This window comes from Cupriavidus sp. FW216-B1 (assembly GCF_058789195.1).
Genome location: NZ_JBYTEL010000006.1, coordinates 346,339 through 366,466 on the forward strand (window position 1 = coordinate 346,339; position 20,128 = coordinate 366,466).

General features: G+C 70.6%; 21 protein-coding genes. 17 read left to right on the forward strand and 4 right to left on the reverse strand.

Annotated features, from left to right (window positions below):
- Positions 1-129 precede the first annotated feature (129 nt).
- Complete coding sequence (gene nifA, locus AC3WXD_RS16100; protein ID WP_492324162.1) at positions 130-1,821, reverse strand: nif-specific transcriptional activator NifA; 1,692 nt, start codon at positions 1,819-1,821, stop codon at positions 130-132.
- Between the two features lie 321 nt (positions 1,822-2,142).
- Between nifA and AC3WXD_RS16105 the strand changes: the two genes are divergently transcribed.
- From AC3WXD_RS16105 to AC3WXD_RS16175, 15 genes are all read left to right on the forward strand, one after another.
- A complete protein-coding gene (locus tag AC3WXD_RS16105) occupies positions 2,143-3,387 on the forward strand; it encodes an IscS subfamily cysteine desulfurase (protein ID WP_059410644.1) in 1,245 nt (414 codons plus the stop codon).
- Positions 3,388-3,440: 53 nt separating this feature from the next.
- On the forward strand, positions 3,441-3,836 hold the full coding sequence (iscU, locus tag AC3WXD_RS16110; protein WP_020202113.1) for a Fe-S cluster assembly scaffold IscU: 396 nt from the start codon (positions 3,441-3,443) through the stop codon (positions 3,834-3,836).
- A gap of 97 nt (positions 3,837-3,933) precedes the next feature.
- A complete protein-coding gene (gene erpA, locus AC3WXD_RS16115; protein ID WP_059410741.1) occupies positions 3,934-4,323 on the forward strand; it encodes an iron-sulfur cluster insertion protein ErpA in 390 nt (129 codons plus the stop codon).
- Between the two features lie 7 nt (positions 4,324-4,330).
- The gene (gene iscA, locus AC3WXD_RS16120) at positions 4,331-4,654 is read left to right on the forward strand and encodes an iron-sulfur cluster assembly protein IscA (RefSeq protein WP_020202115.1); all 324 of its coding nucleotides are present in this window, start codon (positions 4,331-4,333) and stop codon (positions 4,652-4,654) included.
- A 43-nt stretch (positions 4,655-4,697) separates the two neighbouring features.
- Positions 4,698-6,560, forward strand: coding sequence for a Fe-S protein assembly chaperone HscA (gene hscA, locus AC3WXD_RS16125; protein WP_492324163.1), 1,863 nt, complete (start codon positions 4,698-4,700; stop codon positions 6,558-6,560).
- Positions 6,561-6,573: 13 nt separating this feature from the next.
- The gene (locus AC3WXD_RS16130; protein WP_020202117.1) at positions 6,574-6,909 is read left to right on the forward strand and encodes a 2Fe-2S iron-sulfur cluster-binding protein; all 336 of its coding nucleotides are present in this window, start codon (positions 6,574-6,576) and stop codon (positions 6,907-6,909) included.
- A gap of 268 nt (positions 6,910-7,177) precedes the next feature.
- The gene (nifV, locus tag AC3WXD_RS16135; RefSeq protein ID WP_020202118.1) at positions 7,178-8,314 is read left to right on the forward strand and encodes a homocitrate synthase; all 1,137 of its coding nucleotides are present in this window, start codon (positions 7,178-7,180) and stop codon (positions 8,312-8,314) included.
- Positions 8,311-9,096: a serine O-acetyltransferase gene (cysE, locus tag AC3WXD_RS16140; RefSeq protein WP_020202119.1), complete on the forward strand. Its 786-nt coding sequence runs from the start codon at positions 8,311-8,313 to the stop codon at positions 9,094-9,096. The genes nifV and cysE overlap by 4 nt, the downstream gene beginning before the upstream one ends.
- Before the next feature lie 11 nt (positions 9,097-9,107).
- A complete protein-coding gene (gene nifW / locus AC3WXD_RS16145; protein ID WP_059410740.1) occupies positions 9,108-9,446 on the forward strand; it encodes a nitrogenase stabilizing/protective protein NifW in 339 nt (112 codons plus the stop codon).
- A 17-nt stretch (positions 9,447-9,463) separates the two neighbouring features.
- Complete coding sequence (locus tag AC3WXD_RS16150; RefSeq protein ID WP_020202121.1) at positions 9,464-10,312, forward strand: electron transfer flavoprotein subunit beta/FixA family protein; 849 nt, start codon at positions 9,464-9,466, stop codon at positions 10,310-10,312.
- On the forward strand, positions 10,309-11,412 hold the full coding sequence (locus AC3WXD_RS16155; RefSeq protein WP_492324164.1) for an electron transfer flavoprotein subunit alpha/FixB family protein: 1,104 nt from the start codon (positions 10,309-10,311) through the stop codon (positions 11,410-11,412). The genes AC3WXD_RS16150 and AC3WXD_RS16155 overlap by 4 nt, the downstream gene beginning before the upstream one ends.
- An 11-nt stretch (positions 11,413-11,423) precedes the next feature.
- The gene (locus AC3WXD_RS16160) at positions 11,424-12,734 is read left to right on the forward strand and encodes an FAD-dependent monooxygenase (RefSeq protein ID WP_020202123.1); all 1,311 of its coding nucleotides are present in this window, start codon (positions 11,424-11,426) and stop codon (positions 12,732-12,734) included.
- A complete protein-coding gene (locus tag AC3WXD_RS16165; protein WP_020202124.1) occupies positions 12,731-13,030 on the forward strand; it encodes a ferredoxin family protein in 300 nt (99 codons plus the stop codon). The genes AC3WXD_RS16160 and AC3WXD_RS16165 overlap by 4 nt, the downstream gene beginning before the upstream one ends.
- Positions 13,031-13,043: 13 nt before the next feature.
- A complete protein-coding gene (locus tag AC3WXD_RS16170) occupies positions 13,044-13,829 on the forward strand; it encodes an IclR family transcriptional regulator (protein ID WP_492324165.1) in 786 nt (261 codons plus the stop codon).
- 78 nt (positions 13,830-13,907) lie between these two features.
- Positions 13,908-14,438 carry an isochorismatase family protein gene (locus AC3WXD_RS16175; protein ID WP_059410640.1) on the forward strand — a complete coding sequence of 177 codons (531 nt, stop codon included), beginning with the start codon at positions 13,908-13,910 and terminating at the stop codon, positions 14,436-14,438.
- A gap of 63 nt (positions 14,439-14,501) precedes the next feature.
- Here the strand turns inward: AC3WXD_RS16175 and AC3WXD_RS16180 are convergent, their stop codons facing one another.
- Together AC3WXD_RS16180 and AC3WXD_RS16185 are read right to left on the reverse strand one after the other, a co-directional pair.
- The gene (locus AC3WXD_RS16180; RefSeq protein WP_492324166.1) at positions 14,502-15,158 is read right to left on the reverse strand and encodes a hypothetical protein; all 657 of its coding nucleotides are present in this window, start codon (positions 15,156-15,158) and stop codon (positions 14,502-14,504) included.
- Positions 15,159-15,172: 14 nt separating this feature from the next.
- A complete protein-coding gene (locus AC3WXD_RS16185; RefSeq protein WP_492324167.1) occupies positions 15,173-16,768 on the reverse strand; it encodes a sigma-54 interaction domain-containing protein in 1,596 nt (531 codons plus the stop codon).
- Positions 16,769-17,066: 298 nt separating this feature from the next.
- Here AC3WXD_RS16185 and AC3WXD_RS16190 point away from each other — a divergent pair, with 298 nt between their 5' ends.
- Together AC3WXD_RS16190 and AC3WXD_RS16195 are read left to right on the forward strand one after the other, a co-directional pair.
- A complete protein-coding gene (locus tag AC3WXD_RS16190; protein WP_029043404.1) occupies positions 17,067-18,458 on the forward strand; it encodes a GntP family permease in 1,392 nt (463 codons plus the stop codon).
- Positions 18,459-18,527: 69 nt separating this feature from the next.
- Positions 18,528-19,304: a 3-hydroxybutyrate dehydrogenase gene (locus AC3WXD_RS16195; protein ID WP_020202130.1), complete on the forward strand. Its 777-nt coding sequence runs from the start codon at positions 18,528-18,530 to the stop codon at positions 19,302-19,304.
- Positions 19,305-19,493: 189 nt separating this feature from the next.
- Here the strand turns inward: AC3WXD_RS16195 and sodB are convergent, their stop codons facing one another.
- On the reverse strand, positions 19,494-20,075 hold the full coding sequence (sodB, locus tag AC3WXD_RS16200; protein WP_020202131.1) for a superoxide dismutase [Fe]: 582 nt from the start codon (positions 20,073-20,075) through the stop codon (positions 19,494-19,496).
- Positions 20,076-20,128: the final 53 nt, after the last annotated feature.

Consider the following 20,128-nt stretch of genomic DNA (forward strand, 5'->3'; position numbering starts at 1 on the left):
ACACGGCGACGCCAGCCATTGTGGTGGCGTCGATGGTGGCGCAAGCGGGGAAGAACAGAGGGGAAAGGACGGAACGCGGGGAAGCGGAAAAAAACGGGAGAGCGGCGCGCCGCGCGCGCGCCGCCCTGGTCAGAACCTGCGCACCTCGATGCCGTATTTCTGCAGCGCGTAACCCATCTGCCGTGGCGTGATCTTGAGCAGCCGCGCGGCCTTGGCCTGCACCCAGCCGCAGCGTTCCATCGCCCACATCAGCCGCTCGCGCTCGCCTTCCGGCTTGCCGTCGCAGGGCGCCGCCGCCTGCGGGTCGGGCGGGCTCTCGCCGGGCACGCCGGCGGACCAGCCCGGCGGCATGGCGGCGCCGTCGGCGCCCGCGTGCTGCGGCTCCGCCATCGGCACCTCGGTGATGGGGATGCCGGCCAGGCTGCCGGGGCGCACCGCGTCCTCGCGCTCGAGGTGATGCAGCACCTTGGTCAGGCAGCGGTCCTCCTGGCACAGGAACGCCAGGCGGTTGATCACGCCGTCGTGCGTCATGGTGGCGGTGCGCTCGACGCAGTTCTCCAGCTCGCGCACGTTGCCGGGCCAGTAGCAGCTGGTCAGCACGCGCATGGCCTCGGCGCTGAAGCGGATCGCGCGCCCGTTGTCGCGGTTGAAGCGGTCGAGGAAGTGCTGCGCCATCGCCGGGATGTCCTCGCGGCGCTCGCGCAGCGGCGGCAACTGGATGCTGACCACGTTGATGCGGTAATAGAGATCGGCGCGGAACTCGCCGGACTTGACCATGCGCTCGAGGTTGCGGTTGGTGGCGAGGATCAGGCGCACGTCGACCTTCACCGCGGTGCCGCCGCCGACGCGCTCGAACTCGCGCTCCTGCAGCACGCGCAGCAGCTTGGCCTGGAACGAGGCCGAGATGTCGCCGATCTCGTCGAGGAACAGCGTGCCGCCGTGCGCCAGCTCGAACCGTCCCTTGCGCTGTCCCTGCGCGCCGGTGAACGCCCCCTTCTCGTGGCCGAACAGCTCGCTCTCCAGCAGCGACTCGGTCAGCGCGGCGCAGTTCACGCAGACGAAGGCCTCGCCGCTGCGCGGCGACAGGTTGTGGATGGCGCGCGCGATGACTTCCTTACCGGTGCCGCTCTCGCCGCGCAGCAGCACCGTGGTGCGCGCCGGCGCCACCTGCCGCACCTGGCCGAACACCTCCTGCATCGGCGCCGACACGCCCACCACCTGGTCGAGCTGGTGGCGCGGCTTGATGACCTTCTGCATGCGCCGCACCTCGGCCTGCATGTTGTCGTGCGCCGCGCTCACGCTGCGGTGGAGCAGCAGCGCCTGTCCCATCAGCGTGGCGACGATCTTCATCAGGTGGAGGTCGTCGGTGAAGGCGCGCAGGCCGCCGGGATTGAGGCAGTCGACGGCGAGCACGCCGAGCATGCGCCGGTCGGCCTGGATCGGCATCGCCAGCATGGCGATGCAGGCGCCCGGCATCAGGTCGGCGCCGCCGGTGCGGTTGAGGAACAGCGGCTCGTCGCGCACATCGCGCACGATGGCCGGCACGCCGCTGCCGTAGACCCGCCCGACGATGCCCTCGCCCACCTTGAAGCGCAGGCGCTGCTGCTCGTCGTAGGACATGCCGGCGGCGCACAGGCCGCGCAGCTGCCCTTCGGGCTCGCCAAGCACCACGAAGGCGCGCCGCCAGTCCACCGCGTGCAAAAGATAATTCAGCGCCTCGCGGAAGGTCTTGGTGACGTCCAGCGACGAAACCAGCGTCTTGCTGACCTCGTAGACGGCATCCAGCTCGCGGCGAGCTTCTGTTGCCTGTGTTTTCAGCATGGTTCCCCCCGTTGCGGGCGATGCCACGCTCGTTCGAGCCAGCGGCACAGCGTGAGGACGGACTATTGGAATGCGAAAAATCATGCAAGATTCATGCCGCGATTCCGTCCCCAACACGGAGCACGCGCGCCCCGCGCGCCACCCGCACAAATCCGACAAACGGGACAACCGCCGCCGCGCGGCAGCGGCCGCGCTCCGACAAAAACAACAGCCGCCGCCGCCCGGCCGGCCCATGCGGCGCAAAAAGCCAGTGGCATGGAAGTTGCGGAAATGCCGCTGCCTGGCAGCCACTGCCACCCCCACACATTCCAGGAGCCAGCCATGCCGGACCTCCACCGCGACCGCGCCTTCCCCCGTCATGGCCGGCCCGTCTATCTCGACTACGCGGCCACCACGCCGGTGGACCCGCGCGTGGCGCGGCGCATGATCCCGTACCTGACCGAGCTGTACGGCAACGCCGCCAGCCGCTCGCACGCCTACGGGTGGGCGGCCGAGGAAGCGGTGGAGCTGGCGCGCGAGCAGGTGTGCGCGCTGATCAATGCCGATCCGCGCGAGATCGCCTGGACCTCCGGCGCCACCGAATCCAACAACCTCGCCATCAAGGGCGCGGCGCGCTTCCACCGCGCCCGCGGCAACCACCTGGTGACGCTGGCCACCGAGCACAAAGCGGTGCTCGACACCATGCGCGAACTCGAGCGCGAGGGCTTCGCGGTCACGGTGCTGCCGGTGCTGGCGAGCGGCCTGGTGGACCCGGACGTGTTCGCGGCCGCGCTCACGCCCGGCACCGTGCTGGCGTCCGTGATGCTGGTCAACAACGAGACCGGCGTCATCCAGGACATCGCCGCGCTGGGCGCGCTGTGCCGCGCGCGCGGCGTGCTGCTCCACGTCGACGCCGCGCAGGCGGCGGGCAAGGTGCCGATCGACCTGGCCGAGCTGCCGGTCGACCTGATGTCGCTGTCGGCGCACAAGCTGTACGGGCCGAAGGGCATCGGCGCGCTGTACGTGCGGCGCCGCCCGCGCGTGCGCATCGAATGCCAGATGCACGGCGGCGGCCACGAGCGCGGCCTGCGCTCCGGCACGCTGCCCACGCACCAGATCGTGGGCATGGGCGAGGCGTTCTGGCTGGCGCGCGAGAGCATGGCGTCCGACAACGCGCGCATCCGCGCGCTGCGCGAGCGGCTGTGGGCCGGCCTGTCGCGCATGGAGGCGGTGGCGCTCAACGGCGACGCCGAACGGCGCGCGCCGCACTATCTCAACGCCAGCTTCAGCTACGTCGAGGGCGAATCGCTGCTGATGGGCATCAAGGACGTGGCGGTCTCGTCGGGATCGGCCTGCACCTCGGCCAGCCTGGAGCCCAGCTACGTGCTGCGCGCGATGGGCCGCAGCGACGAGCTGGCGCACAGCTCGGTGCGCTTCTCGCTCGGGCGCTTCACCACCGCCGAGGAGATCGACTTCACCATCGCGCGCATCGCGCAGGTGGTGGCCCGGCTGCGCGACATGAGCCCGCTGTGGGACATGGCGCGCGCCGGCGTGGACCTGAGCACGATCCAGTGGGCCGCGCACTGATTTCCCGGCTTTCCCGGCTTTCCCCATCCTTCACCAACCACGCGGAGCACCTCATGGCATACGGCGACAAGGTCATGGACCACTACGAGAATCCCCGCAACGTCGGCGCCTTCGACGCCGATGCCGAAGGCGTCGGCACCGGCATGGTCGGCGCGCCGGCCTGCGGCGACGTGATGCGGCTGCAGATCCGCGTCAACAGCGCGGGCGTCATCGAGGACGCGAAGTTCAAGACCTACGGCTGCGGCTCGGCGATCGCCTCGAGCTCGCTCGTGACCGAATGGGTGCGCGGGCGCACGCTGGACGAGGCGCTGGCCATCAAGAACACGCAGATCGCCGAGGAACTGGCGCTGCCGCCGGTCAAGATCCACTGCTCGATCCTGGCCGAGGACGCCATCAAGGCGGCGGTGGCGGACTTCCGCGCGCGCCACGCCGCGGCCGACCCCGCCTGAATTCCCGAATCCCTGGACTCCCCACCCCCTGAACCCGCGCTTCGCCCCGGCCGGCACGCAACCGACTCCGGCAAAGGAACTGGAAATGGAAACCGACATGGAAACGCAAACCTCGACCCACGCACTCCCAGCTGCGCCCGAAGCACCCGACGCGATGCCCGGCCTGCTGGACTTCACCCCGCAGGCGGCCGCCAAGGTGGCCGCGCTGATCGAGGAGGAAGGCAATCCCGGCCTCAAGCTGCGGCTGTACGTCACCGGCGGCGGCTGCTCGGGCTTCCAGTACGGCTTCGCCTTCGACGACCAGGTCGGCGACGACGACACGCAGATCGTCACCGCGGGCGTGGCGCTGCTGGTCGACGCGATGAGCCAGCAATACCTGCTCGGCGCGCGCGTCGACTACGAGGACGGGCTGGAAGGCTCGCGCTTCGTCATCCACAACCCCAACGCCCAGAGCACCTGCGGCTGCGGCAGCTCGTTCTCGGTGTGAGGCGGCCATGACGATCTCGCTCACTCCCGCCGCCGCCCGCCACGTCGAGAAGTCGCTGCGCAAGCGCGGCAGCGGCATCGGGCTGCGCCTCGCGGTCAAGACCAGCGGCTGCTCGGGCTTCGCCTACGCGCTGGAGTTCGTCGATGCCGCCAATGCCGAGGACCAGTGCTTCGAGAGCCTCGGCGTGACGGTGGTGGTCGACCCGCGCAGCCTGGTCATGCTGGACGGCACCGAGCTCGACTTCGTGCGCGAGGGCCTCAACGAGGGCTTCAAGTTCCACAACCCGAACGCCACCGCGAACTGCGGCTGCGGCGAGAGCTTCGCGGTCTGACGCGAAGCGGCGCCAAGGCTCACTGGACAAGGAATACCGGCTCATGGCTCTACTGCAGATCGCCGAACCCGGCCAGAGCACGGCGCCCCACCAGCGCCGGCTTGCCGCGGGCATCGACCTGGGCACCACCAACTCGCTGGTGGCCACGGTGCGCAGCGCGCAGGCGCAGGTGCTGCCGGACGAGCACGGCGAATGCCTGCTGCCGTCGGTGGCGCGCTACCTGCCGGACGGCGGCGTGGAGGTCGGCCGGCAGGCGCAGGCGCGCGCGGCCGACGACCCGCTCAACACCATCGTCTCGGTCAAGCGCTTCATGGGCCGCTGCCTGGCGGACCTCGGGGATGCCGCCGCGCTGCCGTTCCGGCTGGTCGACCAGCCCGGCATGGTGGGACTGGCCACCGCGGCCGGCGAGCGCTCGCCGGTGCAGGTCAGCGCCGACATCCTGCGCGTGCTGCGCGGGCGCGCCGAGCAGTCGCTGGGCGGCGAGCTCGCCGGCGTGGTGATCACCGTGCCGGCCTACTTCGACGACGCGCAGCGCCAGGCCACCAAGGACGCCGCGCGCATCGCCGGCCTGCCGGTGCTGCGGCTGCTCAACGAGCCGACCGCGGCGGCCATCGCCTACGGGCTGGACCGCGCGGCCGAGGGCACCTTCGCGGTCTACGACCTCGGCGGCGGCACCTTCGACATTTCCGTGCTGCGCCTGTCCCGGGGCGTGTTCGAGGTGCTGGCCACCGGCGGCGACGCCGCGCTCGGCGGCGACGACTACGACGCCGCGCTGACCGGCTGGTTCCTGCGCAAGACCGGCCGCGCGGCGCAGTCCGCGGCGGACAAGGCCGCGCTGCGGCGCGCCGCGCGCGCCTGCAAGGAGGCGCTGTCGGCGCGCGCCGCCGCGCCGTTCCGGGTCAGCCTGGGCGGCGCGGAGCTGCATCTCGACGTCGACCGCGGCGACTTCGAGGCGGCCACCGCCGCGCTGACCGCGCGCACCGTCGCCGCGGCGCGGCGCGCGCTGCGCGACGCCGGGCTGGCGGCGCAGGACGTCGACGGCGTCGTGCTGGTCGGCGGCTCGACGCGCATGCCGCAGATCCGCGCGGCCGTGACCGCGTTCTTCGGCCGCGAGCCGCTCACCGACCTCGACCCCGACCAGGTGGTGGCGCTCGGCGCGGCGATGCAGGCCGACGTGCTGGCCGGCAACGGCGGCGCCGACGAGTGGCTGCTGCTCGACGTCTGCCCGCTGTCGCTCGGCATCGAGACCGTGGGCGGGCTGGTCGAGAAGATCATCCCGCGCAACTCCACGCTGCCCACCGCGCGCGCGCAGGAGTTCACCACCTTCAAGGACGGCCAGACCGCGATGTCGATCCACGTGGTGCAGGGCGAGCGCGAGACCATCGCCGACTGCCGCTCGCTGGCGCGCTTCGAGCTGCGCGGCATCCCGCCGGCGGTGGCCGGCGCCGCGCGCATCCGCGTCGGCTTCCAGATCGACGCCGACGGCCTGCTGGCGGTGACGGCGCGCGAGCAGGCCAGCGGCGTGCAGGCGCACGTCGAGATCAAGCCGTCGTACGGGCTCACCGACCTGCAAGTCGCCGACATGCTGCGCGAAGCCATCGGCAGCGCGCAGGCGGACATGCAGCTGCGCATGCTGCGCGAGGCGCAGGTCGACGCGCGGCGCGTGCTGGACGCCACCGAGTCGGCGCTCAAGGCCGATGGCGCGCTGCTGTCGCCGGCCGAGCACGGCGAGGTCAGGCGCGCGCTGTTCGCGGTCGCGGAGGCGCTCGAAACGCAGGCGCCGGCCGCGGACCTCAAGCGCCTTGCCGCCGCGCTTAGCACCGCCACCGAAGCGTTCGCCGCGCGCCGCATGAACGCCTCGATCCGCAAGGCGCTCGCCGGGCGCACCGTGGACAGTCTGGACTGAACAGGTGGCGCCCATGCCCCGCGTGCACGTACTGCCTCATCCCGAACTCTGCCCCGACGGGCTGGACATCCAGGCCCGGCGCGGCGCCTCGCTGTGCGAAAGCCTGCTGGCCTCGGGCATCGCGCTCGAGCATGCCTGCGAGATGGTGGGCGCGTGCGCCACCTGCCACGTCCACGTGCGCGCCGGCGGCGCCGGCCTGCCACCGCCCGACGACGAGGAGAGCGACCAGCTCGACCACGCCTGGGGCCTGGACGCGCAGTCGCGCCTGGCCTGCTGCGTGAAACTGCGCGACGCGGACCTGACCGTGGAACTGCCGCTGCATACGCGCAATCACGCGCGGGAGCGCTGACGGATCCGAACGATCAGTGGTTTGCTCCCCTCTCCCATGCAATGGGAGAGGGGAGCAAACCGCCGGCCATTGAGATGCCACGGCAAACCGAGCTCCCGCGCCAGCCTCCCCAACCACCCCGCTGTCAGAAACGGAACATTCGCGACACGCGCCGCGCGTGCCGCGCCGCCGGCTGGCCGGCAACGTTCGCCAGCACCGTTTTTTTGTCGCGTTTGCGCATGGCACACCCCTTGCAAAGAAGAGCGGGAACGGACCAAGGACCCCTGCCATGTCGAACCCCATCATCAACGACACCACGCTGCGCGACGGCGAGCAGACCGCCGGCGTGGCCTTCACGGTTGACGAGAAATGCGCGATCGCCGCGGCGCTGTCGCGAGCCGGCGTGCCCGAGATGGAGATCGGCATCCCGGCGATGGGCGAGGAGGAGATCGCCTGCATCCAGGCCATCACCGACCTGCAGCTCGATGCCGAACTGATGGTCTGGGGGCGCCTGACCGACACCGACCTCGCGGCGGCGCTGCGCTGCCGGCCCGACATCGTCCACCTGTCGATCCCGGTCTCCGACATCCACCTGCAGTACAAGCTGCGCCAGCCGCGCGCGTGGGTGCTGGCGCAGATCACGCGCGTGCTCGGCGCGGCGGTGAAAAGCGGGCGCAAGGTGTCGCTGGGCGCGGAGGACGCGTCGCGCGCCGATCCGGCCTTCCTCGCCGACGTGGCGCGCCACGCGCAGCAGTGCGGCGCGCAGCGCATCCGCTTCGCCGACACGCTGGGCGTGCTCGATCCCTTCTCCACCTACGAGGCCATCGCGCGGCTGCGCGACGCGGTCGACATGGAAATCGAGATCCACGCGCACAACGACCTCGGCATGGCCACCGCCAACACGCTGTCCGCGCTGCGCGCCGGCGCGACCCACGCGAACACCACCGTCAACGGCCTGGGCGAGCGCGCCGGCAATGCCGCGCTGGAGGAAGTGGTGATGGCGGTGCGCCACCTGCACGGCCGCGACACCGGCGTGGACACCACCGCGCTGCTGGGCATCTCCCGGCTGGTGGCGCTGGCCTCGGGCCGGCCGGTGGCGCTCAACAAGAGCATCGTCGGCGGCGGGGTGTTTACGCACGAGTCCGGCATCCACACCGACGGGCTGGCCAAGAACGCCTCCACCTACGAGAGCTTCGACCCCGCCGAGCTCGGCCGCCAGCGCAGCGTGGTGCTGGGCAAGCATTCGGGCTCGCAGGGCGTGCGCCAGGCCTACGAGGCGCTCGGCGTGGTGCTCGACGACGCGCTGGTGGGCCCGCTGCTGACCCGCATCCGCAACCACGCGATGCAGTACAAGCAGACCCCCAGCGCCGCCGACCTGCGCCGCTTCCTGTTCGAGGCGGTCGAGACCGCGGGGGAGCTGCCGTGAGCGGCGGGGACTGCGCCGTGGCCATCGCGCCGGACGCCGCCGTGCCCCCGCCGCCGTGGCACCGGCTGCTGCGCGCCGACGCGCGCTGCGTGCTGGAGCGCGACCCGGCCGCGCGCAGCCTGGTGGAGGTCTGGACCATCTACCCCGGCGTGCAGGCGCTCGCGCTGCACCGCGTGGCGCACGCGCTGTGGCGGCGCGGCTGGCGCTACCTGCCGCGCTGGCTGTCGTTCGTGGCGCGCCTGTTCACGCATATCGACATCCACCCGGCGGCGCGCATCGGCGAGCGCTTCTTCATCGACCACGGCGTGGGCGTGGTGATCGGCGAGACCGCGGAGATCGGCAACGACGTCACGCTCTATCACGGCGTCACGCTGGGCGGCACGAGCTGGCACCCGGGCAAGCGCCACCCGACCCTGGGCGACCACGTGGTGGTCGGCGCCGGCGCCTCGGTGCTGGGGCCGATCACGGTCGGCAGCCATGCGCGCATCGCGGCCAACTCGGTGGTGATCGACGCGGTGCCGGAGCACGCCACGGTGGTCGGCATTCCCGGGCGCGTGGTGGCGCGGCGGCGCCAGCGCGCCGCCCACGGCTTCGACCTCGACCACCACCTGATTCCCGATCCGGTGGGCAAGGCCATCGCCTGCCTGCTGGAGCGCGTCGCGGTGCTGGAGCAGCAGGCCGGCGCGGCGCCGCGGGCGGACCCCGGCAAGGGCTGCGAGGCCTGCGAAGACCGCTGTGCCGAACCGGCGTTCGACCAGCCCCGTTCCGAAACCCTCAACTGAGGAGGCGCATCATGGAAAACCTGACCCAGCAGCTCAAGGCCCTGTCCTCGGCCGAAGACTTCCTGCAGTTCTTCGGGGTGTCGTTCGACCAGAAGATCGTCAACGTCAGCCGGCTTCACATCCTGAAGCGGTTCTTCCAGTACATCCGCCAGCAGGCCGAGCTGCCCGCCGACGACGAGCTGGCGCTGTTCACCTCGTACCGCGCGCTGCTGGAAAAGGCCTACGGCGACTTCGTGGTCTCCACGCCCGCGCGCGAAAAGGTGTTCAAGGTGTTCCAGGACGTCGACGGGCAGCAGCACGTCTCGCTCGACAGCGTGCGCGCCGCGCTGCCCGCGCGCGCCGTGGCCTGACGCGAAGGAGCATCGCCATGCATATCGTCGTCTGTATCAAGCAGGTGCCGGACTCCGCGCAGATCCGCGTCCACCCCGTCACCAACACCATCATGCGCCAGGGCGTGCCGGCCATCGTCAACCCGTACGACCTGTTCTCGCTGGAAGAGGCGCTGCGGCTCAAGGACCGCTTCGGCGGCAAGGTGACCATGCTGTGCATGGGCCCGCCGCAGGCCGAGGACGCGCTGCGCAAGTGCATCGGCTACGGCGCGGACGATGCCGTGCTGGTCACCGACCGCGCCTTCGCCGGCGCCGACACGCTGGCCACCTCCTACGCGCTGGCCGCCGGCGTGCGGCAGATCGCGCGCGAGCAGGCGGTGGACATCGTCTTCACCGGCAAGCAGACCATCGACGGCGACACCGCGCAGGTCGGCCCCGGCATCGCCAAGCGCATGGGGCTGCAGTTGCTGACCTACGTGTCGCGCATCGTCGAGACCGACCTGGAGCAGCGCACCATCACCGTCGAGCGGCGCGCCGAGGGCGGCGTGCAGGTGCTCAAGACCGCGCTGCCGTGCCTGATCACCATGCTGGAGAACACCAACGAGCTGCGCTTCGCCACGCTGCCGGCGATGATCCACGCGGCCGGCTATCCGGTGCGCAAGTGGAACAAGGAGCAGGCCGGCATCGAGGACCTGGGCAAGATCGGCCTGAAGGGCTCGCCCACGGTGGTCAGCAAGGTGTTCGGCCCGACCCCGCGCAGCGAGAAGGCCGAGATGCTGGCGCTGGAAACCTCCAGCCTGCGCGACGTGTCGCTCAACCTGCTGCAGAAGATCTTCACCCGCCATCCGACCCTGGAGGCGGACCTGCTGATGAAGGAGGCACCATGAACGCCCCGACTCCCGCCGCGAAGAAGCCGGCCGGCCGCGCCGGCCGCAACCTGGAGCTGCCCGAGCACCTGAAGGCCTACAAGGGCGTGTGGGTCTTCCTCGAGCACGAGCGCGGACAGGTGCACACGGTCTCGTGGGAACTGCTGGGCGAGGCGCGCAAGCTGGCCGACACGCTCGGCAGCGCGGTCAGCGTGGTGGTGCTCGGCGGCCCCGCCGAGCCGCTCGAGCAGTTCGCCGCGCAGGCCTTCACCTACGGCGCCGACAAGGCCTACGTGGTGCACGACGCGGTGCTGCAGGGCTACCGCAACGAGCCCTTCACCAAGGGCCTGACCGACCTCGTCAACAAGTACCAGCCCGAGATCCTGCTGCTGGGCGCGACCTCGATGGGCCGCGACCTCGCGGGCTCGGTGGCCACCACGCTGCTCACCGGGCTGACCGCGGACTGCACCGAGCTCAACATCGACCCGGTCTCGCGCGCGCTGGCGGCGACGCGGCCGACCTTCGGCGGCTCGCTGCTGTGCACGATCATGACGCTGGCCTACCGCCCGCAGATGGCGACCGTGCGCCCGCGCGTGATGGCGATGCCGCAGGCCCAGGCCGGGCGCGGCGGCGAGATCGTGCAGGAAACGCTGGGCATGGTGGAGAGCGCCATCGTCACCAAGCTGCTCGACTTCATCGCCGACGCCAGCAGCAACAAGATCAACCTGCCCTACGCCGACGTCATCGTCAGCGGCGGCAAGGGCCTGAAAAACCCGGAGAACTTCAAGCTGGTGTTCGAGCTGGCGCGCGTGCTGGGCGGCGAGGTGGGCGCGACGCGGCCCTGCGTGCAGGCCGGCTGGGTCGAGGCCGAGCGCCAGGTCGGGCAGACCGGCAAGACGGTGCGGCCCAAGCTCTACATCGCCGCCGGCATCTCCGGCGCCATCCAGCACCGCGTGGGCATGGAGAGCGCGGACGTGATCGTGGCGATCAACACCGACCCCAACGCGCCGATCTTCGACTTCGCCCACTACGGCATCGTCGGCAACGCGCTGCAGGTGCTGCCGGCGCTGACGCAGGCCTTCGCCGAGCACCTGTCGCGCGGCGGCCGGCACGCCGCCTGAGGAGAGACATCATGAAGAAACCGTCCCAGTTCGACGCCATCGTGGTCGGCGCCGGGCCTTCCGGCAACGCCGCCGCCTACCTGATGGCCAAGGCCGGCCTGAAGGTGCTGCAGATCGAGCGCGGCGAATATCCGGGCAGCAAGAACGTGCAGGGCGCGATTCTCTACGCCCAGGCGCTGGAAGAGATCATTCCCGACTTCCGCGAGGACGCGCCGCTGGAGCGCCACATCATCGAGCAGCGGCTGTGGATGCTCGACGACAGCTCGTTCGTCGGCACCCACGTGCGCAGCGAGGACTACAACAAGCCGCCCTACAACCGCTACACCATCATCCGCGCGCAGTTCGACAAGTGGTTCAGCGGCAAGGTGCGCGAAGCCGGCGCGCTGCTGATCTGCGAGACCACGGTCAGGCACCTGATCCTGGACGGCGACCAGGTGGTCGGCGTGCAGTGCGACCGCGAGCAGGGCGACGTCTACGCCGACGTGGTGATCCTGGCCGACGGCGTGAACTCCACGCTCGCGCGCAAGGCCGGCTTCCACGGCGAGATCGAGGCCGGCAACGTGGCGCTGGCGGTCAAGGAAATCCTGTTCATGCCGGAGGAGACCATCCGCCAGCGCTTCAACGTCGGCGAGGAGGAAGGCGTGGTCATCGAGATGGTGGGCAAGATCACCGACGGCATGATGGGCACGGGCTTTCTCTACACCAACAAGGAGTCGCTCACCATCGGCGTGGGCTGCATGCTCGGCGACTTCAAGGCCAACCCGAACCGCACCAGCCCCTACGTGCTGCTCGAGCAGATGAAGCGCCACCCGTCGATCGCGCCGCTGATCGCCGGCGGCGAGATGAAGGAATACTGCGCGCACCTGATCCCGGAGGGCGGCTTCCATGCCATCCCGCAGGTCTACGGCCACGGCTGGATGATCGTGGGCGACTCGGGCGGCTTCGTCAACGCCGCGCACCGCGAAGGCTCGAACCTCGCCATGACCACCGGCCGCCTGGCCGCGCAGACGGTGATCCGGGCCAAGGCCGCGGGCAGCGGCTACCGCGCCGGCGCGCTGCGGGCCTACAAGGCGGCGCTGGACGACAGCTTCGTCATGAAGGACCTGCGCAAGTACCGCGACATGCCGCGCGTGCTGCACCAGAACCCGCAGTTCTTCACCACCTACCCCGAGCTGCTGGGGCGCGCCGCGCGCACCATGATCACGGTCGACGGCGTGGACAAGAAAACCAAGGAGCGCGAGATCCTGTCGAGCTTTCGCCGCACCCGTTCCCTCACCGGCCTGGTGGGCGACGCCTACAAACTCTGGAGGGCCTTCCGATGAGCGCAATCCCCGTCAACGTCGAGGAAAAACTGTTCCAGAACCGCTACCGCGTGGATGCGGGGCGGCCGCACATCCGCATCAAGGACGCGGACGTGTGCCTGAACGAGTGCGGCAGCAAGAGCTGCACCTTCGTCTGCCCCGCGTCCTGCTACAAGGCCGAGGGCAACGGCGCGGTGACGCTGATCACCGACGGCTGCCTCGAATGCGGCAGCTGCCGCATCCTCTGCACCGACCACCAGAACATCGAGTGGGACTACCCGCGCGGCGGCCACGGCATCCTGTTCAAGTTCGGCTGAAGGCGCGCGCACCATGCCCCGGCGCGCCGCCGTCGCGTCGCTGGCCGACGAGCACGCCGCGGCCGGCGGGGTGGCGGCGGTCGACCGCGCGCTGTGCCTGCTGTCGGCCTTCGGCGCCGACACGCCGGCGCTGACGCTGAGCGCGCTCGCGCAGCGCACGCGCCTGTACAAGAGCACCGCCCTGCGGCTGCTGGCCTCGCTGGAGCACGCGCAGCTCGTCACGCGGCTGGCCGACGGCCGCTACGCGCTGGGGCCCGGCGTGGCCAGGCTGCACACGGTCTACACGCAATCGTTCTCCTACGAGCCGCTGGTGATGCCGGTGCTGCGCCAGCTGGGCGCGGCAACGCGGGAAAGCGCGGCCTTCCACGTGCGCCAGGGGATGTACCGGCTGTGCCTGCACCGCGTCGACTCGCCGCAGCCGGTGCGGGACCACATCCGCGTGGGAGACCTGCTGCCGCTGGACCGCGGCGCGGGCGGGCGCGTGCTGCAGGCCTACGGCGGCGAGGGCAGCGAGAACGACGCTGCGCTCGGCCGGCGCATCCGCCAGCGGCGGGTCGTCGTGCTCTGCGGCGACCGCGAGCCGGAACTCGCCGGCATCGCCGCGCCCGTCTTCGGCCCCGCCGGGCAGCTTGCCGGCACCATCACGCTGACCATGCCGCGCGAGCGGCTGCGCCCGGCCTGGGCGCTGGCGGTCAGGAGCGCGGCGCGCGCGCTCACCGGGCGGCTTGGCGGCAGGTTTCCGGCGCCGGGCGCCACCGCCGCGGGAAACGCGCTTGTGGACAGCGGCCGCGGCGTTTAAATTGGCAGGCGCGGGCCCGCGGGCGGCCATGACGGCCGGACCGCGCCGAAGCCAACGCTGCAAACCGAGGAGACCAACGTGCTGCTGAACGCCGAAGATTCCGTGCTGGTGCTGGTGGACCTGCAGGCGCGGCTGATGCCGGCCATCCATGACGGCGAGCGCGTGCTGCGGGAATGCGCGCGGCTCGCCCGCATCGCCGGCATGCTCGGCGTGCCGGTGATCGGCACCGAGCAGAGCCCGGCCAGCCTGGGCGAGAATCTCGCGGAGATCCGGCAACTGTGCGGGCTGACCGTGGCCAAGGATCATTTCGACGGCTGCGAGGACGGCCTCGCCGAGGCCCTGCCCGCCGGGCGCAAGACCGTGGCGATCGCCGGCTGCGAAGCCCATGTGTGCGTGCTGCAGACCGCGATGGGCCTGCTGCGGCGCGGCTACGGCGTGAGCCTCGTCACCGACGCGGCCGGCTCGCGCCAGCCGGCCAGCCACGCCGCCGCGGCCGAGCGCCTGCGGCAGGCCGGCGCGGCCGTGGTGACGGTGGAGATGGCGGCCTTCGAGTGGATGCGCAGCAGCCGGCACGCGCGCTTTCGCGACGTGCTGGCGCTGGTCAGGTAGGCGCGGCCGCCCGGCGCCGGGTCAGGCGTCGGGCGGCCGGCGTCGGGCGGCCGGCGTCGAGAATCAGGCCTTGGCGGGACGCCCGGTCTTGACCGCTTCCAGGCCCGCGACCGCGGCCAGCAGTTGCTGGTCGTCGAGGCCGGCGAGCAGGATCAGGCCCGCGCGCAGCAGCTCGCTCTTCTTGGCGGCGACGCCGGCGCCGAGGCAGCGCTCCTTGAGCGCGTCGAGCTGGCCGTATTCCGACTTCGGCATGGTGAAGCTGTCGCGCACCACTTTTTCCTTCTTCGCGCGGCGGGCCTTTTCTTCCGGCCTGGCCGCCACCGGGGCCGGGGCCTTGGCGGCTTCGGCAGGCTTGGCCGGGCTGTCGACCCTGGGTGCCTTGGCGGGCTTGGCCGCCTTCGGCGCCTTGGCCGGCTTCACGGCTTTTTCCGCTTTCTCCACCTTGGCGGCCTTCGCTGCCTTCGGCGCTTTTGCCGCGGCCTGCGCGGCCTCGGCCGGAGCCGCCTTGGCGGAGGTCTTGCGGGCCTTGCGGGGGGACGTTGCTGCCTGCTTGCCGGGAGTATCCATGCTCATGGGGAAGTAGAAGGTTGTGTCGGTCGGCGCCTTGATGATGGGGGAATGCATCCAGATTCTTTCACGAAACGAAAACGATATAAACAGTATATACGGTTTAAGCGCCAGCGCGAACGATTCCGCAAGGCGGCGGCGGGCGGCCGGCACCAGCCCCGATCGCGCTAGCCTTCCCGGTCGCCGGCCGCGGGCGCGGCGGCGGCCTCGGGCGGCAGCAGCCCTGCCTGCCGGTGCGCGGTCAGCTTCTTGTAGAAAGCGGCGCGGCTCAGGCCGATGCTGCCGGCGGCGCTGGCCACGTGGCCGCCATGCGCGGCCAGCGCCTGCATCAGGTAGTCCGCCTCGAAGCGCGCCATCGCGGCGGCGTAACCGGCCGGCGCGGCTGCCGGCGGCGCGGCCGGCAAGTCCCGCGCGGCCGGGGAAGCCGGCAATGCGAGCGATGTGGACGATGTGGACGATGCTGCCGGCGCCGGTTCCGCCGGGACCGGCGCGGCGGGCGGCGCCGGCTCGCGGCCGAGCAGCGAGGCGAGCACCTGCGCGTCGGCATCGTCGGCGTCGTGCATCATCACCAGCCGCTCCAGCGCGTTGCGCAGCTCGCGCACGTTGCCCGGCCAGTCATGCCCGGCCAGCAGCGCCAGCGCCGCGTCGGACAGCACGGGCGCGTCGCGCCCGGCGCGCGCGCAGATTTCCTCGAGCAGCGCGTAGGTCAGCGGCACCAGGTCCGGCTGGCGCCGGCGCAGCGGCGGCAGGTAGACCGGCAGCACGTTGAGCCGGTAATACAGGTCCGCGCGGAACTTGCCCGCGGCCACCAGCGCCGACAGGTCGGCCGAGGTGGCGGCGATGATGCGCACGTCGGAGCGGATGATGCGGTTGGAGCCGAGCGGCTCGAACTCCTTGTCCTGCAGCGCGCGCAGCAGCTTGCTCTGCAGCATCAGCGGCATGTCCCCGACCTCGTCGAGCAGCAGCGTGCCGCCGTCGGCCAGCTCGAACTTGCCCATGCGGCCCTTGCGGTCGACGCCGGTATAGGCGCCCGGCGCGGCGCCGAAGAACTCCACTTCCAGCAGCGCTTCCGGGATGGCCGCCACGTTGACCGTGACCAGCGGCCGCTCGGCGCGCGCCGAGGCGGCGTGGATGGCATGCGCCAGCAGTTCCTTGCCGGTGCCGGTCTCGCCCAGCAGCAGCACCGGCGCGTCGGCCAGCGCGGCGCGGCGCGCCTGCCGCTTGACCTCCAGCGTGGCCGCGCAGGTGCCGACGAAGCTGGCGAAGGTGTACTTGGCGCGGCGCGCCTGTTCCAGCGTGCGGCGCGTGGCGACCAGCTCCTCGCGCACGCGCGAGTAGTGCAGGAACAGCGGCGTGAGCGACTTGAGCTCGTCGAACAGCGCGAAGCCGACCGCGCCCACGGTGTTGCCGTCGCCGTCCTTGATCGGCAGGCGCATCACGATCATCGGCTCGCGCCCGGTCTCGAGGATGTCGAGCAGGATCGGCTTGCCGGTCGCCACCACCTCGCGCATCAGGCTGTTGGGGATGACGCGCTCGCAATCCAGGCCGATGGCGTCGCGCGGGTCGGCGAAACCGAAACGCGCGGCGTAGCGCTTGTTGATCCACACCACGCGGCCCTGCGCGTCCACCACGATCGTGCCTTCGCTGAAATTCTCGAAGGTGCGGAACAGCGACTCCATCGCGCGGCGGGCCACGGAATCGTAGTTGCCCAGCGCGCTGTCGCCGATCTCGCTCAGTGTTTCCATCGTCTCCGTCGTTGCCATCGTCTTTGCTTTTTGTCTCCACATTGAGACAAAGTTTCTCATATTCGAGACTGTGGCGCGGCGTGGCGCGGACATCCGCCCCCCGGATTCCACGATTCGAGACTTCGTTATGCCTTTCCGTCCACCTTCTTCGCGGATTTATGGCTCATCAGCCACTTCCAGCACTGGCATGGTCCGTGCAAAGGCATGCGGCGCCCGCCGCGCGGCCCTTGCCGCGGGCGGGACCGTCGCCGTGCGCGCGCCCGGTTTCCCGGCCGTGGGCGTGCGCTCAAATCAATAAGATCCTCGCGGAGACCTCATGTCGTTTGTCGTAGTCATTGCAGCCCTTGCATTCCTGATGTTCGCCGCTTACCGGGGCTACAGCGTCATCCTGTTCGCGCCGCTGGCCGCCCTCGGCGCCGTGCTGCTCACCGATCCGTCCGCGGTCGCGCCCGCCTTCACCGGCATCTTCATGGAAAAGATGGTGGGCTTCGTCAAGCTGTACTTCCCCGTGTTCCTGCTCGGCGCGGTGTTCGGCAAGGTCATCGAGCTGTCCGGATACTCGCGCTCGATCGTCGCCGCCGCGATCCGCTACATCGGCAGCGCGCGCGCCAACGCCGTGATCGTGGCGGTGTGCGCGCTGCTGACCTACGGCGGGGTGTCGCTGTTCGTGGTGGTGTTCGCGGTCTATCCGTTCGCCGCCGAACTCTATCGCCAGAGCAACATTCCCAAGCGGCTGATGCCCGGCGCGATCGCGCTCGGCGCGTTCTCGTTCACGATGGATTCGCTGCCGGGCACGCCGCAGATCCAGAACATCATCCCGACCACGTTCTTCAAGACCACCGCGTGGGCCGCGCCCGCGCTCGGCGTGCTCGGCGCGCTGTTCATCATCGCGGTGGGCCTGGCGTACCTCGAATGGCGCCGCCGCGCGGCGGTGGCGCGCGGCGAAGGCTACGGCACCTCGCTGGTGAACGAGCCGGAGCCGGTGGCCACCACGCACCTGCCCAACCCCGTGCTGGCCATCGCGCCGCTGGTGCTGGTGGGCGTGGCGAACTTCGCGCTGACCCGCCTGATCCCGCAATGGTACGGCGCCACCAGCTCGCTCTCGCTGCCGGGGCTGGCCAAGCCGGTCTCGATCCCGACCGCCTCGGTCACGGCCATCTGGGCCGTCGAAGGCGCCCTGCTGCTGGGCATCGTGGTCGTGGTGCTGACCGCGTTCGGCACCGTGCGCCAGCGCTTCGCCGAAGGCAGCAAGGCCGCCGTCGCCGGCGCGCTGCTGGCCTCGCTCAACACCGCCTCGGAATACGGCTTCGGCGGCGTGATCGCCGCGCTGCCGGGCTTCCTGGTGGTCAGCGACGCGCTCAAGAGCATCCCCAACCCGCTGGTCAACGCCGCGGTCTCGGTCAGCACGCTGGCCGGCATCACCGGCTCGGCCTCGGGCGGCATGAGCATCGCGCTGGCCGCCATGTCGGACACCTTCATCCAGGGCGCGCAGGCCGCCGGAATTCCGCTCGACGTGCTGCACCGCGTGGTGGCGATGGCCAGCGGCGGCATGGACACGCTGCCGCACAACGGCGCCGTCATCACCCTGCTGGCCGTGACCGGACTGACCCACCGCGAGTCGTACCGCGACATCTTCGCCGTCACCGTCATCAAGACGCTCGCGGTATTCTTCGTCATCGCGGTCTTTTATCTCACGGGCCTGGTCTGAGTCCGGCACGAAAGCCGCCCGCGCGGACATGACGCGCGGGCGAAATCCCCACGCATACACGCAAATCCCATGACAGACCTGAAAGGAAAGACGGCGCTGATCACCGGCTCGACGAGCGGCATCGGCCTGGGCATTGCCGAGGTGCTGGCGCAGGCCGGCGCCAACATCATGCTCAACGGCTTCGGCGACATCGACGCGGCCCTGGCCGCCATCCGCGCCACCGGCGCGCAGGCCGAGCACCACCCGGCCGACATGCGCAAGGCCGACGAGATCGAGGCGATGTTCGCCGCGGCCGGCGCGCGCTTCGGCGCCGTGGACATTCTCGTCAACAACGCCGGCATCCAGCACGTCGCGCCGGTCGAGGCCTTCCCGCCGCAGAAGTGGGACGACATCATCGCCATCAACCTGACCTCGGGCTTCCACACCACGCGCTGCGCGCTGCCCGGCATGCGCGCGCGCGACTGGGGCCGCATCATCAACATCGCCTCGGTGCACGGCCTGGTCGGCTCGGCCGGCAAGTCCGCCTACGTGGCGGCCAAGCACGGCCTGGTCGGCCTGACCAAGGTCACCGCGCTCGAGACCGCGCGCACCGGCGTGACCTGCAACGCGATCTGCCCGGGCTTCGTGCTGACGCCGCTGGTGCAGAAGCAGATCGACGACCTCGCCGCGCGCGAGGGCCTGACGCCGGCCGCGGCGCAGGCGCGCCTGCTCGATGAAAAGCAGCCGTCGGGCCAGTTCGTCACGCCCGCGCAGCTCGGCAACCTCGCGCTGATGCTGTGCTCGCCGTTCGGCAGCGAGATCCGCGGCGCGGCCTGGGTGGCCGACGGGGGCTGGACGGCGCAGTAGGGCGGCGATGCGCGCGGATGCAAGGCCCTCGGAATCGAGGGCCTTTTTTGTCCCCGGCGCGCAGGCAAAAAGAAAGCCCTCACGACTGGAGGGCTTTCTTTCGAAGCATGGCGGCGCCCGGGCTTCGGGCGGCGCGGCCGGGCTTTCCCGGCGCGGCGCCGCTGTCCGGATTCACGCCACGGCAGGCGCTCAGCCCGCGAAGTTCTTGCCGGCGAAGTCCCAGTTCACCACGTTCCAGAATGCCTCGACGTACTTTGGGCGGGCATTGCGGTAGTCGATGTAGTAGGCGTGTTCCCACACGTCGCAGGTCAGCAGCGGCTTGGCGTCGGTGGTCAGCGGGGTGGCGGCGTTGGAGGTCGAGACCAGGTCCAGCGAGCCGTCGGCCTTCTTGACCAGCCAGGCCCAGCCCGAGCCGAAGGTGCCGACCGCGGTCTTGGTGAATTCTTCCTTGAACTTGTCGAACGAGCCCCACTTGGCGTTGATGGCAGCCGCCAGCGCGCCGGTCGGCTGGCCGCCGCCGTTGGGCTTGAGCGAGTCCCAGTAGAAGGTGTGGTTCCACACCTGGGCGGCGTTGTTGAAGATGCCGCCGGAGGACTTCTTGACGATTTCCTCGAGGGTCGAGTTCTCGAACTCGGTGCCCTTGATCAGGTTGTTCAGGTTGGTGACGTAGGTCTGGTGGTGCTTGTCGTGATGGAACTCCAGGGTCTCCTTGGAGATGTGCGGAGCGAGCGCATCATGCGCGTAGGGCAGCGGGGGGAGAGTATGTTCCATTGTTTTGTCTCTGTGGGGTTGAAGGACGGGAGATGTCGATTGTAGGGGACTTG